This window comes from Cellulomonas timonensis (genome assembly GCF_900046455.1).
GTDB lineage: Bacteria > Actinomycetota > Actinomycetes > Actinomycetales > Cellulomonadaceae > Cellulomonas_A > Cellulomonas_A timonensis.
The window spans coordinates 846,946-860,481 of sequence record NZ_FCOT01000012.1 but is presented as its reverse complement, the minus strand read 5'-3'; the positions used below and the strand labels follow the sequence as shown (position 1 = coordinate 860,481).

At 71.3% G+C, this 13,536-nt stretch carries 12 protein-coding genes; 9 read left to right on the top strand and 3 right to left on the bottom strand.

Annotated elements, in window-relative coordinates; genetic code table 11:
- Window positions 1–122: 122 nt before the first annotated feature.
- From BN3788_RS19335 to BN3788_RS12400, 5 genes are all read left to right on the top strand, one after another.
- Complete coding sequence (locus tag BN3788_RS19335; RefSeq protein WP_082812845.1) at window positions 123–422, top strand: MmyB family transcriptional regulator; 300 nt, start codon at window positions 123–125, stop codon at window positions 420–422.
- A 56-nt stretch (window positions 423–478) separates the two neighbouring features.
- Window positions 479–985: a hypothetical protein gene (locus BN3788_RS12415; protein WP_315969762.1), complete on the top strand. Its 507-nt coding sequence runs from the start codon at window positions 479–481 to the stop codon at window positions 983–985.
- Window positions 986–1,113: 128 nt separating this feature from the next.
- On the top strand, window positions 1,114–2,322 hold the full coding sequence (locus BN3788_RS12410; RefSeq protein ID WP_147525125.1) for a GNAT family N-acetyltransferase: 1,209 nt from the start codon (window positions 1,114–1,116) through the stop codon (window positions 2,320–2,322).
- Between the two features lie 115 nt (window positions 2,323–2,437).
- On the top strand, window positions 2,438–3,181 hold the full coding sequence (locus BN3788_RS12405) for a LytR/AlgR family response regulator transcription factor (protein ID WP_066586398.1): 744 nt from the start codon (window positions 2,438–2,440) through the stop codon (window positions 3,179–3,181).
- Window positions 3,178–4,551: an ATP-binding protein gene (locus BN3788_RS12400; protein WP_066586394.1), complete on the top strand. Its 1,374-nt coding sequence runs from the start codon at window positions 3,178–3,180 to the stop codon at window positions 4,549–4,551. Before BN3788_RS12405 ends, BN3788_RS12400 begins: the two co-directional genes overlap by 4 nt.
- On the opposite strand, the gene glf is transcribed toward BN3788_RS12400, so the two are convergent.
- The gene (gene glf, locus BN3788_RS12395; protein WP_082812844.1) at window positions 4,495–5,712 is read right to left on the bottom strand and encodes a UDP-galactopyranose mutase; all 1,218 of its coding nucleotides are present in this window, start codon (window positions 5,710–5,712) and stop codon (window positions 4,495–4,497) included. The genes BN3788_RS12400 and glf overlap by 57 nt on opposite strands.
- A gap of 314 nt (window positions 5,713–6,026) precedes the next feature.
- Between glf and BN3788_RS12390 the strand changes: the two genes are divergently transcribed.
- The 4 genes from BN3788_RS12390 (at window position 6,027) to BN3788_RS12375 (ending at window position 11,663) form a co-directional block, all read left to right on the top strand.
- Window positions 6,027–8,978, top strand: coding sequence for a glycoside hydrolase family 3 C-terminal domain-containing protein (locus BN3788_RS12390; RefSeq protein WP_066586391.1), 2,952 nt, complete (start codon window positions 6,027–6,029; stop codon window positions 8,976–8,978).
- On the top strand, window positions 8,975–9,943 hold the full coding sequence (locus BN3788_RS12385) for a glycoside hydrolase family 3 N-terminal domain-containing protein (RefSeq protein WP_066586389.1): 969 nt from the start codon (window positions 8,975–8,977) through the stop codon (window positions 9,941–9,943). The genes BN3788_RS12390 and BN3788_RS12385 overlap by 4 nt, the downstream gene beginning before the upstream one ends.
- 77 nt (window positions 9,944–10,020) lie before the next feature.
- The gene (locus BN3788_RS12380) at window positions 10,021–10,647 is read left to right on the top strand and encodes a hypothetical protein (protein ID WP_066586387.1); all 627 of its coding nucleotides are present in this window, start codon (window positions 10,021–10,023) and stop codon (window positions 10,645–10,647) included.
- Window positions 10,644–11,663: a glycosyltransferase family 2 protein gene (locus BN3788_RS12375; protein WP_108723836.1), complete on the top strand. Its 1,020-nt coding sequence runs from the start codon at window positions 10,644–10,646 to the stop codon at window positions 11,661–11,663. The genes BN3788_RS12380 and BN3788_RS12375 overlap by 4 nt, the downstream gene beginning before the upstream one ends.
- A gap of 78 nt (window positions 11,664–11,741) precedes the next feature.
- On the opposite strand, the gene BN3788_RS12370 is transcribed toward BN3788_RS12375, so the two are convergent.
- On the bottom strand, window positions 11,742–11,969 hold the full coding sequence (locus BN3788_RS12370; protein WP_066586384.1) for a DUF7455 domain-containing protein: 228 nt from the start codon (window positions 11,967–11,969) through the stop codon (window positions 11,742–11,744).
- Between the two features lie 145 nt (window positions 11,970–12,114).
- Complete coding sequence (locus tag BN3788_RS12365; protein WP_082812843.1) at window positions 12,115–13,470, bottom strand: wax ester/triacylglycerol synthase domain-containing protein; 1,356 nt, start codon at window positions 13,468–13,470, stop codon at window positions 12,115–12,117.
- Between the last annotated feature and the right edge of the window lie 66 nt (window positions 13,471–13,536).

The window sequence follows — 13,536 nt, the reverse complement described above, 5'->3', positions numbered from 1 at the left end:
TGTGAGGCCCGCCCGCCCGGCGTCCTCACCCGACCACGGCGCCACGACTGGAGGAACGCCCTGCGGATGGGCGTACTCGCAGTGCGTGGCTATGGGCGCCACAGCTCTCGTACCGTCGAGGCATGGGACATTGGGATGAGGTGCGGGACTTCTTGGCCTCCCGTCGCGCACGGCTGACACCTCCCGACGTGGGGCTGCCGACGACCGGGCGGCGGCGGGTGCCGGGGCTGCGGCGCCCCGACGTGGGTGTGCTGGCCCTCGACTACGACGTGATGCAGGTGGTCCAGGAGCCCGGGCTGATGCTTGTCGCCTACAGCGCGGCGCCCGGATCCGCTGATGCGGACGGCCTCGCGCTGCTCGCCTCGCTCGCCGCGACCCGAGACGCGGCAGCAGACGCAGGGGCCACCCCGAACCGCGCGTGAGGCGGGTCGAGGTCACCCGCCGCGACGCCCTGCAGGCCCGAACGGGGCCCACGCCCATGACCACGCCCCCCGGCGGCCGACGCGACCTCGAGGTCGGCGACACCGAGGCGCTCGCGGTGATGATCGCCGGCAGCGCGTTTCGGCGTCACCGCGCGCGTGCGCCCGCTAGCGTCGGCGCCGTGCAGACCATTGCGGCCTCGACCGCGTGTGTGGCCCTCGCGGCGCTGAGCGTCTTCCAGCTTTGCCTGGCGTTCGGCGCCCCCTGGGGGCGGTTCGCCTGGGGCGGCCAGCACGCGCAGGTGCTGCCGACTCGGTTGCGCGTCGGCAGCGCGGTCTCGGTGCTGGTCTACGCGGTGTTCGCGGTGGTGCTGCTCGATCGGGCGGGGATGGCCGACCTGCTGCCGGACGGGTTCGCGCGGCCCGCCGCGTGGGTGCTGACGGCCTATTTCTCGGTCGGCGTGCTGATGAACGGCATCTCGAGGAGCCGGTCGGAGCGCGCCGTCATGACGCCTGCGGTGCTGGTGCTGGCCGTCTGCTCGCTGATTGTGAGCCTCGGGGCCTGACTCCCGGTCACGTCGGGGTCCTGTGTCGGATCCCCGAACCGAGCCCGGCGCGCGCCCGAAACGGGTAGACAGGACAAGGGCCCGAAATGTCCGCCCCCGTGGCCCGCGACGCCCGACGGAGGACCCTCGTGCACATACGGCTCATCCCGCTGGCCCAGGTGACGCAGACCGATGCCGAGGCCTGGCGGCGATTGGCCGACCGGGCGGTGGAGCCCAATGTGTACCTGGACCCGCGGTTCCTCGTCCCCGCCCGCGCGCGCGTCGAGGCCGGTGGCCTCCAGGTCGTCGTGGTCGAGGAGCTCGGGGAGTGGCTCGCGGCGCTCGCGGTCACGACCAAGCCGGTGGCGCGCCGCGCGCCGGGGCGCGCGGCGGCGACGGGCGGGGCGTTCATGACGCTGCACTCCGACCGCCACCACCCGCTCGTGCGCGGTGGCGGGCGGGTGGCCGAGGTGCTCGAGGCCCTGCTGCACGGGATGACGTCGGTGGGCCTGCCCGGGCTCGTCCAGCTCCAGCGGTTCCCGAGCGACGGCGTCCTCGCCGAGGCGCTCGCGACGGCGGTGGGCCGGACCCCGATGCTGATGCATGAGCGGCGCCGGGAGGTCACCGCCTTCGCGCGCCGGAGCAGCACGCCGGTTCCCGCCGACCAGGAGTCCACTGTGTCCGCCGCCGCCGCCGGCGCGCGCGGCGGCTCAGTGGCGGCGTCGATCGTCCGACCGGCTCTCGCCACCGACCACATGCCCACCGACGAGCGACGGAACATGCGCCGCTGCGTGCGCGGGCTGGAACGCGCCACCGGTGGGCCCCTGGAGTTGCACGACCTGAGCGCGGACCCCGCCGCCGACGACGAGTTCCTCGACCTGCAGGCGTCGGGGTGGAAGGGGGATGGCACGCAGGGCGGCGCGGCGCTGCGGCTGGACCCGCCGGGTCTGCGGTGGTTCCGCGAGGTCGTGTCCCAGTTCCGAGAGGACGGTGACCTGCACGTCATCCGGCTCGCCGCAGGCGGCCAGACGCTCTGGATCGGCTACGGCCTGCGCTCCGGAGGCGCGTACTTCGGGTTTCTGGACGCCTACGCCGAGGACCACGCCCGGTACAGCCCGGGGTCCATCGGCCGCATCGCGGCGATGACGCACGTCTTCGGCTCGACGGACGCCCCGTTCTTCGACCCGGCCTTCGAGGCGCGGTACTCCACGGGCGCGCGGATCTTCCCCGACCGGCGCGAACAGGTCGACCTGCTCGTCTCGACCAAGGGGCTCGCCGCCCGCTCGGTGCTGCGCGCGGCGCCCCTGGCCCAGCGGCTGAGCGCGCACGCCTCCAGGGCGCCCGGCCTGCACGGATGACACGTCGGGCGGCCGTCGCCTAGCATCACCCCGGACTCGCTGGACCGGCGCGCGCGCGACCGGGGACGTCGGGGTCAGCGCCCCCATCCCTGGTCGACCACTCCCGCTGCCGTCCATGGCGCCCAGCCACGACCGGGGAAGCACAGTGATCAAGATCGGCATCGTCGAGGACGATGCAGCGAGCGCGGCCCTTCTCGTCGACCACCTGCGTCGGTACGAGGGGGAGCACGGGGAGGCGTTCGACGTCTCGATGTTCACCGACGGCAGCCGGGTGGTGGCCGGCTACCGCCCCGGCTTCGACATCCTGCTGCTCGACGTGCAGATGCCCGAGCTCGATGGGTTCAGCGCCGCGGAGCGCATCCGCCAGGTGGACCAGGACGTGGTCATCATGTTCATCACCAACATGACGCAGCACGCGATCCGCGGCTACGAGGTGGACGCGCTGAGCTACGTGCTCAAGCCCGTGTCGTACTTCGCGTTCTCCCAGGAGATCAAGCGGTCGATCGCCCGCCTGCGCCGCCGCTCGGCGGATTACGTCCTCCTCACCGTCGACGGAGGGCTGGTGCGCGTGGCGACGAGCGACATCGTGTACCTGGAGAGCGCGAAGCACCGCACGATCGTGCACACCGTCGACGGCAGGTACTCGGTGGTGGCGCCGCTCAAGACGATGGAGGCCGAGCTCGAGGGCAAGGACTTCTTCCGCTGCAACAGCGGCTACCTGGTGAACCTGCGGCACGTCCTGGCAGTCCAGCAGAGCAGCGCGGTGATGGTGGGCGGCCACAACCTGCTCATCAGCCGCCCGCGCAAGAAGGCGTTCCTCGCGGCGCTCACCGACTACCTCGGCGGGCGGAACGCATGATCCTGGAGACTCTGCCGGACATCCCCCGGCACCTGACCGGGGTGGCCGAATGGGCGGCCTGCCTGCTGTACGTGGTCATGCGCCGGCACCGGATGCGACGGCCGCGGCTGGCGCTGCTGGCCGTGGGGGCGCTCGTGGCGCAACTGGGAGTGCAGGAGCTCGCGGGCCGGCTCCCCCTGGCCTTCTGGCCCCTGGGGATGGCCGCGGCGGTGGCGTGCATGTACGCGTTCATCCTGGCGGCGACCCAGGTGTCGGTGCGGGACGCCGGGTACTTCTGCGCCCGGGCCCTCGTGCTCGCGGAGCTCGTCGCGGCCCTGCACTGGCAGGTGCACTGCTTCTTCTTCCTGCCCGAGGACCGGCCCGGCGTGGTGTGGCAGAAGGCGTTCTTCGTCGCCGTGTACGCGGCCGCGTTCGGCGTCGCGTACCTCATGGAGTCGCGGCACTTCCGTCGCGCGCAGCCGCTCGACGTGAGCCTGCGTGAGCTCGCCTCCGCGGGGGCGATCGCGCTGGTGACGTTCTTCATGAGCAACATCAGCTTCCTCAACGCGAACACGCCGTTCAGCGGCCGGCTGGGGCTGGAGATCTTCTACATCCGCACCCTGGTGGACCTGTGCGGCTTCGTGGCCCTCTACGCCCAGCAGGGGCACCGGCTGCAGCAGCGCGCACGTGCCGAGGTGAAGTCGATCGACGGGATCCTGCGCATCCAGCACGAGCAGTACCTGCAGTCCAAGCGGAGCATCGACGTCGTCAACCGCAAGTACCACGACCTCAAACACCAGATCAGCGTGATCCGGGCGGAGGGCGACCCGCAGAAGAAGGCGTCGTTCCTGGACGACCTCGAGGCCAGCATCAAGGACTACGGGGCGCAGGCGGACACCGGCAACGGGGTGCTGGACGTCATCCTCACCACCAAGGCCATGGAGTGCGCCGAACGTGGCATCGACCTCACCTACGTGGCCGACGGCTCGATGCTCGACTTCATGTCCGCGATGGACGTCTCGGCGGTGTTCGGCAACGCGCTCGACAACGCGATCGACGGCGCGATGCAGGTGCCGGACCCGGAGCGGCGGCTGATCAAGATGGCGCTGTTCGCACGCGACAGCTTCGTGGTGGTGACGTTCGAGAACTACTTCACCGGCGAGCTGCGGGTGGAGAACGGCGACATCGTGACCCGCAGGCCGGACCGGGACCGGCACGGATACGGGCTCAAGTCGATCCGGTACACCGCGGAGAAGTACGGCGGCTCGATGACCGTCAACACAGAGGACGACTGGTTCGTGCTGCGGATCCTCCTGCCGATGCCGCGGGCGCGCTCAGGCCCCAGACGGCCGCACGGAGCCCAGTCCCTCGGCGCGGCGCCCGCGCCCTGAGCGGCCCACAACCCCCGCCATGACCGTCCCCTGGCTCCAGAGCTGCAACGCCGACGCGATGGCCATGTGCATGTCGAGGTACAGGTAGCTGCCGAGCCGCCCGCCGAAGTGCACGCCAGGCTCGTCCTCCGCGAGCTCGCGGTACTGCCGTAGGCGCTCGCGGTCGGCGGGGGTGCTCACCGGGTAGTACGGCTCGTCGTCGGGCCCGGCGGGGCGGGAGAACTCCCGGGCGATGACCGTCCGGTCCTGCGCGTGCCGGTCCTCGCGCTCGGGGTGGAAGTGCCGGAACTCGTGGATGCGCGTGTACGGCACGTCCAGGTCGGGGTAGTTCATGACGCTCGTGCCCTGGAAGTCGCGCACGGGCAGGGTCTGCGTCTCCAGGTCCAGGGTCCGCCAGGCGAGCGGCCCCGCGCTGTGGTCGAAGTACCTGTCGACGGGCCCGGTGTAGACGATCGGGACTTGCCCGCGCACGCGGTCCTTGCAGAACGGCTGCGCGGGGTCGAAGAAGTCGACGCCGAGTCGCACGTCGATGCGCGGGTGGGACGCCATCGCCTCGAGCCACGGCCCGTAGCCGTGGGCGGGCAGGCCCTCGTAGGTGTCCGAGAAGTAGCGGTTGTCATACGTGTACCGCACAGGCAGCCGGGCGATGACGGACGCCGGGAGTTCCCGCGGGTCCGTCTGCCACTGCTTGTGGGTGTACCCGCGGATGAACGCCTCGTACAGCGGGCGGCCGATCAGCGCGACGGCCTTGTCCTCGAGGTTCGCGGCCGACTCGGCGTCGACCCCGGCCTGGGCGGCCTGCTCGGCGATGAGCGCTTGCGCGGCGGCGGGCCCCATCGCGGCGCCGAAGAACTGGTTGAGCGTGCCCAAATTGATGGGCAGCGGGTACACGGTTCCGGCGTGCGTGCTGTAGACGCGGTGCCGGTAGTCCGTGAACGCCGTGAAGTGCCGCACGTACCGCCACACCCGCTCATTCGACGTGTGGAAGATGTGCGACCCGTAGCGGTGCACCTCGATTCCGGTGGCCTCGTCGACCGAGCTGTAGGCGTTGCCGCCCAGGTGGTCGCGTCGGTCGATGACGACGACGTCGAGCCCCGACTGCGCCGCCTGCTCGGCGATCGTCAAGCCGTACAGGCCCGCGCCGACGACGAGCAGGTCCATCGTGGGGCCTCCGGATCGGTGGGTGGCGGGGTGGGTGCCCGCGCTCGGGCGGCAGCAGTCTAGGTCGCGTCCCGTGGAGCTCCCGCGCCGGCCGAGGGCGACGGCAGAACATGCGCCGGAACTGACAGTTCATGCGCCTCCACGAGGCGCCCCGCGCAGCCTGCTGTGTTCTACTCCCGGCCGCAGCGGCCCCCTGACCCGAACGCCAACGTCGTCGGACCGGGGGACGGTGGAGCCGCGCACCCTCGTCATCCTCCGGGCATTGCTCGCGGACCGGCGGCACATCCAGACAGTGTTCGAAGGAGAGGCTCCTCGTGAGCAGCAACGCGGCGAAGGTGCCGATGTCCAACAAGAAGTTCGTGGCCATCTGGGCCCCGGTGCTCGGGGTCGTCCTAGTCCTCGCGATCACCGCGAACGTCCTCCTGGGAGTCTTCTCCAACTGGGTCGCCTCCCAGCTCGGCACGGGGACCTACACGATCACCAACTCGGACGCCACAGCGGACTGGGACACCACGTACAACGAGCAGGACTTCGCCACCGCCGAGGAGGCCACGGCCGCAGCCGAGGCCCTGGTGGAGTCGATCGAGGCCGAGGGCGTCGTCCTGCTGAAGAACGAGGCGCAGGCCCTCCCGCTCACCGGTGACGGGCTCAAGGTGACCCTGCTGGGCCGCGGCGCGGCGGACCCGGTGTACGGCGGCGCCGGCTCCGGCTCAACCGACACGAGCAAGGCTGTGGACGTGCGCGCGGGCCTGGAGAACGCGGGCCTCGAGGTCAACGGCACGGTCTACGACCTGCTGGCCGACTACGCGGCGGAGACGCCCCGCACCAACATCGTGATGGACAAGCCCGCCGAGTCGATCTTCAACATCGGTGAGATGCCCGCCGCGGACTACACCGACGCGGCCGTCGCGAGCTTCGCGGACTACAACGACGCGGCCGTGGTGGTCATCGGACGCGCCGGCGGCGAGGGCGGCGACCTGGCGACGAGCATGGAGGGCTGGGACGAGAACTACGTCGCCGGCCAGCACCAGCTCGAGCTGAACCTCGACGAGCAGCAGACGATCGCGCTCGCACAGGAGCACTTCGACACCGTCATCGTCGTCGTGAACGCCAGCACCAGCATGGAGCTCGGCCTCGTGCAGGACGACTCGGGTGTCGACGCCGTCCTCCAGGTCGGCTCGCCGGGCCAGAGCGGCTTCAACGCCGTCGGGCAGGTGCTGACGGGCGCGGTCAACCCGTCCGGGCGCACCGTCGACATCTACTCGGCGGACTTCACGCAGGACCCCACGTTCGTCAACTTCGGCGACTTCCAGTACACGGGCCTCGACAGCCCCACCGGCGACGGCTACCTCGTGCAGTACGAGGAGGGCATCTACGTCGGCTACCGCTACTACGAGACCGCCGCCGTCGAGGGCTTCCTCGACTACGACCAGGCTGTCGTGTACCCGTTCGGCTACGGCCTGAGCTACACGTCGTTCGACTGGGATGTCACGGACGTCTCGCTGGGCGAGGTCGACGGCGAGATCACCGTCGACGTCACGGTCACCAACACCGGTGATGTCGCGGGCAAGGACGTCGTCCAGCTCTACTACTCCGCCCCGTACACCCCGGGCGGGATCGAGAAGTCCTCGGTGGTGCTGGGCGCGTTCGAGAAGACCGGCCTGCTGGCACCGGGCGAGTCGCAGACGCTGACCCTGGACCTGGCCGTCGAGGACATGGCGTCCTACGACTACAAGGTGGAGCGGGCGTACGTCCTCGAGGCCGGCGACTACCAGGTCACCGTGCAGAGCGACTCGCACACCGTCGCGGCGGGCGTCGAGCCGATCACGTACACAGTCGGCGAGACGGTCGTCTACAGCGGCGAGAACCACCGGGCCAGCGACGACGTCGAGGTCACCAACCAGTTCGACGACGTCTCCGCGGCGTTCACGGACACCCCGGAAGAGGGCAAGATCCTCAACCTGTCGCGGGCCGACTTCGCCGGCACGTTCCCGACCGCCCCGACAGCCGCCGACCTGGCCGCGTCTGCGGACGTCATCGCCGGATTCGCGGCGTACGACAGCGCGGCGGCCTCGGCGGCCTCGGACGCCGAGATGCCGACGCAGGGCGCCGAGGGCGACCTGGGCCTGATCGACATGCGCGGCCTCGACTACGACGACCCGCAGTGGGAGTCGCTGCTCGACCAGATCACCGTCGCCGAGATGACGAACGTCCTCCTCAACGGCGCGTACAACACCGGGGCGATCAACAGCATCGTCAAGGAGGTCACGGGCGACTTCGACGGCCCCGCCGGATTCAGCTCGTTCATCAGCAACACCATCTCCGGGGTGGCCTACCCGTCCGAGGTCGTCATCGGGCAGACCTGGAACAAGGACCTCGCGTACGAGATGGGCGTCTCGATCGGCAACGAGGGGCTGACCCTCGGCGCCAACGGCTGGTACGCCCCGGCGGTCAACCTGCACCGCTCGCCGTTCGCGGGCCGCAACTTCGAGTACTACTCCGAGGACGCCGTGGTGTCCGGCGAGCTGGCCGCGCAGGTCGTGTCCGGGACGGCGTCGAAGGGCGTCTACTCGTTCGTCAAGCACTTCGCGATGAACGACCAGGAGGCGCGCCGCATCGACAACGGCATCGCCACCTGGGCGAATGAGCAGGCGATCCGCGAGATCTACCTCAAGCCGTTCGAGATCACCCTGAAGGACGCCTCGTCGGAGATCGAGTACATCTCCGACGACGAGGGCACCGTCTCCACCCGTGAGCTCGGCGCCACCGCCGTCATGAGCTCCTTCAACCGCATCGGCAGCACCTGGGCCGGCGGCTCCGAGGCGCTCATGGACACCGTCCTGCGCGACGAGTGGGGCTTCCGCGGCATCGTGATCACGGACTTCAACCTGTACGGGTACATGTACCCCGACCAGGGCATCAAGGCCGGCTCCGACCTGATGCTGACGTTCCAGCCGATGAAGTCGCTCGCCGACACCACGAGCGCCGAGGCCGTCTCGAACATCCGTGAGGCGACGCACAACATCCTGTACGCCGTCGCGAACTCGAACGCCATGAACGGGATCGCGTCTGGCGCGGAGCTCGACTACACGCCGCCGGCGTGGCGCTACTGGCAGATCGCGATCAGCGCTGTCGTCGGGATCCTGCTGGCGCTCGGCACGGTGCTGGTCGTCCGCCGGGTGCGCACGCACCGCGAGCTCGAGGCCGCCGAGGCCGCCGCGCCGCAGGACGGCGCCGCCCCCGAGGCGGAGGAGCAGCAGTCATGATCGACAAGCTGACCCTGCTCGAGAGGGCCGCCCTGCTGACCGGCAAGTCGGTCTGGGAGACGCACGACGTGCCGCGCCTCGGCCTGCGCTCGGTGTGGCTGGCCGATGGCCCGCATGGCGTGCGCAAGCAGGTCGGATCCGCGGACCACCTGGGCCTGCACGGCTCCGAGCCGGCGACCTGCTTCCCCACCGCGGCGACCATCGCGAACAGCTGGGACCCGGTGCTCGCCGAGGAGGTCGGCCAGGCGCTGGGCGCCGAGGCCGCGTGGCAGGGCGTGGACGTGCTGCTGGGGCCGGGGCTGAACATCAAGCGCAGCCCCCTGGGCGGGCGCAGCTTCGAGTACTTCTCCGAGGACCCGCTGCTGGCGGGGAAGCTCGCCGCCGCCTACGTGCGCGGCATCCAGTCCCAGGGCGTCGCGGCGTGCCCCAAGCACTACGCGGCGAACAGCCAGGAGCTGCGCCGCATGGTCAGCGACTCCGTGGTGGACGAGCGCACGCTGCGCGAGATCACGGGCACCATGCCCCCCGCGCCGCGCGACCCCGCGCTGCCGAGCCACCACACGGGCGACATCCGCAGGGTGTCGGATGCGGAGTTCGCCGCGCTGCTCGGCCGGCCCGTCCCGGCCTCCACCTGGAGCGGGCCGCTGGGCGCCAACGACGCGCTCGGCCGGATGGCTACCGCGCGCAGCCCGCTGGCCCGGCTCGCCTACCGGGTGCTCGCCTGGCGCAAGGACCGCAGCGACGCCAAGGGCACGCCCGACCTCAGCATCCTGTTCCTGCTCAACATGCCGTTCCGTGCCATCGGGAAGATGACGAACGGCATGGTCAGCGCCGAGATGGTCGACGGGATCGTCCGCATCGTCAATGGGCGCCACTTCCCCGGGGCGCGCATCGTCGGCGGCGGGTTCCCCCGCAACCGCCGCGCCAACCGTCGCTCCGCCCGCGAGCTGTCCGGCCGCCGCTGACCGGCCGCCACCCGCGAACCCCGCGCCCCGCCGCCGACCGGCGCCGCGCCTCAACGAAGAGAGAGACCGACCCCCCCATGGTCACGCGCATCAAGGAGATCTGGGGCCGCTTCGCCGCCCAGCGTCCCGGCACCGCCCAGTTCGTCGTGTTCCTCGTGCTGAGCAACGGCATCACCGTGCTGCAGCTCGCCCTCATGCCCGCCATCAAGTGGGCTTTCGGCATGACGGCGCTGGTGGACACCAACTTCCAGCTCTGGCAGATCGGGTCGAACCCGGGTGGCTCCCAGTACTTCGTGTTCGACTACGCGGCGGGCGCGCTGCCGGCCGGTGGGGGAGGACTGGCATACTTCTTGGCCGTCCAGATCACCCTGCTGATCGCACAGGTGATCAACTTCTTCGCCCAACGCACCATCACGTTCAAGTCCACCAGCTCCATCGCCAAGGCCGCGTTCTGGTATGCCGTCGCCTACGTCGTCATCACCATCGCCGCCGCCGCGCTCCAGGGCCTGTACAAGGCGCCGGTCTATGACCTGTTCATCGACACCTGGGGCCTGGGCGGCGCCGGCGAGACGCTGGCCGACGTCGTCACCATGATCATCAACGCCGCCATCTCGTTCTGGGTGTTCTTCCCCATCTTCAAGGTCATCTTCAGGTCCGTCCCGGAGACCGCGGCGGTGGTCGAGCCGGCGAGGCCGGCATCGTGACCCCGCTGCTCACCGTCGTCGTCCCGGCGTACAACGCCGAGGCATACCTGCGCCGCAGCCTCGACTCGCTCGTGGGCGCCGGGCCGCTGGTCGAGGTGCTCGTCGTCGACGACGGGTCCACCGACGGCACCGCCGCGCTCGCCCAGGAGTACGTCGACGCGCATCCCGGCGCCGTCCACCTGCTGCGCAAGGCGAACGGCGGCCACGGGTCCGCGATCAACACCGGCCTCGAGCACGCGCGCGGGCACTACCTCAAGGTGGTCGACGCCGACGACTGGGTCGACGCCGACGCGTTCGCCGAGGTGCTCTCCACCCTGGCCGGCTTCGTCGCGGGCGGCCGAGGGGTTGACCTGCTGGTCAGCAACTTCGTCTACGAGAAGCAGGGCAAGAAGAACAAGACCGTGGTGCGGTACCACGGCGCCCTGCCCCGGCGCCGCGAGCTGCGCTGGGCCCAGACCCGGCGGTTCGGCAAGCGGCAATACCTGATGATGCACGCGCTCATCTACCGCACCGAGGTGCTGCGCAGCGCGGGGCTGCGGCTGCCCGAGCACACGTTCTACGTGGACAGCCTCTACGCGCTGGTGCCGCTGCCCCACGTGCGGACCCTGTACTACCTGGATGTCGACCTGTACCGGTACTTCATCGGGCGCGAGGACCAGTCCGTGCATGAGGCCGTGATGCTCCGGCGCCTCGACCAGCAGCTCCGGGTCAACTGGCTGCTGCTCGACCATGTCCGCACCACACCGGTGGCCGACCGGCGGCTGCGCGCGTACCTGCTGCACTACACGGCGATCATCTGCGCCGTGTCGTCCATCCTGCTGATCCGCGCGAACACCCGGCAGAGCCTCGCGGAGAAGGAGCGGCTGTGGCGGGAGCTGCGGGCCGCCGACCTGTGGCTGTACCGCAGGGTGCGGTGGAGCGTGTTCGGCCAGGTCAGCAACCTGCCCGGACCTGCCGGCCGACGGGTGTCGGTGCTGGCGTACCGCGTCGCGCAGCGGATGGTCGGCTTCAGCTAGGCGTCCCTGGATCCATGCCCGGACGCAGCAGCGCCCCCGCACCCGTCACGGGTGCGGGGGCGCTGCCGTCTGCGGTGGTCAGTCGTCGGTGGACGCGTCGATGCGGTGGCGCTCGTCGAGGATGGTCGCGCCCGAGGCGACGAGACCGGGCTCGAACCTGCGGAAGTGGTGGCCGCAGAAGTGGAGCTCCAGGCCGTCGGCGCCCGGGAGCGTCGCCCGGACGTACGCCTGCGCGCCGCAGCGGTCGCAGCGGTCGCGGCGGGTCAGCGTCGCGGGGGCGGACGTCTCGAGAGTCGGAGCAGTCATGGGGACCTCGTTTCGCTGCGGTGATCGGTGCTCGCCGCGGAGCGGTCCGCGGGCGATGCCATTCGAACGGTCGGCCCCGCGCGTCCATTCCGGGTGCGCCGCCCTGTTCGCCGACCGGGGAACCGGGGCCGTGCCCGGTGCGGGCTCAGTCCCGCACGAGCTCGCGCAGCGCCTCGCCCGTCGCGTCCGCGAGGACCGCGGGGTCGGCGACCACGTCCGGGTCGACGACCACCGTCACGACGAGGCGCCCGGCCCACGACAACGCCGCGAACGTGACCGCCACGTTCCCGGGTGAGGACGTCAGTGGGGCGACCTGCCGGACGCGCGCCCCGGCCACGGTGACCGCGTCCACGGGGCCGCGCACGTTCGTGAGGAAGGTGCTCACCAGCCGCTGGTGGTCGATGAGCCACCGGAACGCGCCGACCGCCACCAGCAGCCGGAACACCGGCCCGACGAGCCCAGCGGACGCGCCACGGTCGTCGAGCCGGCGGGCACGGGTGGTCGCGGCGACCTGCGCGAGCCGCTCCGGCAGCGAGCCGCGCACGGGGACCCGGACCCGCATGACGCCAACCTGGTTGCCGAGCCCAGCGGCTCCGACGCGGCCTGTCGTCCCCGACCCTGTGGGCCGCCGGGCGGACACGGGGACGGACACGACCAGCGCGGCGACGTCCTCATCGCGTGCGCGCAGCACGGCGTCCATCGCCGACGTGACGGCGACGAGCAGCAGGTCGTTGACCGTGGCGCCGCGCCGGCGTGCGGCCGTCCGCACCTCCTCCAGGTCGACGTCGACGGTCGCGAGCCGTCGCCGGGCGCCGGTCGGCACGTTGAGCGAGCATCGTGGGGCGCCAGCCCCGCGTCGGTGGCCGCCCAACTCGACGCGCCCGCGCCTCATGCGCGCCAGGCTCGCGGGCAGCGCGGCGGCGGCGCGCGCGAGCCGCCCCGCGCGGTCGGTGAGCAACTCCGACGCGCTCGGCCCAGGCCGCAGCCCGAGCTCACGCGGCGGGAGGTGCGAGGCCGGGGGCGTGCCCGGATCGGCCAACGCAGCGAGCATCGAGAGGCCGCCCACGCCGTCCGACAAGACGTGGTGCATCACCAGCACGACGCCGACGGCGCCGTCCTGCAGCCCGTCGACCACCACGGCCCGCCACAGCGGCCGGTCAGGGGGGAACGGCTGCGTGAGCGCCTCCGCGGCGAGTTCGAGCAGTGCGTCGTGATCGGCGGGCGCAGGGCAGCGCACGCGCGTCACGTGGTCCCGGACGGCGAAGGACGGCTCGTCGAGCCAGTACGGCGGGCCCAGCACCCGCGCGGGCGCCACCAGCCGGTGGCGCAACCGGGTGATGCCCGCGAGCCGGGTGCGGAGGGCCTGCTCGACGGCGGCGGCGTCCGCGTCGTCGAGCACGAGCAACGCGCCGACGTTCTTCGGCGCGGGGCCGACGTCCGAGCGGAGTTCGACCAGGTCGCCCCCGCTCAGCCGCTCGATCATGCCCGGCGTGCTCGCCATCCCGCCTCCCGTCGACACCACCATGGACTCCGGAACTCCGGGCTCCACCCCTGGACGACGGGGCTC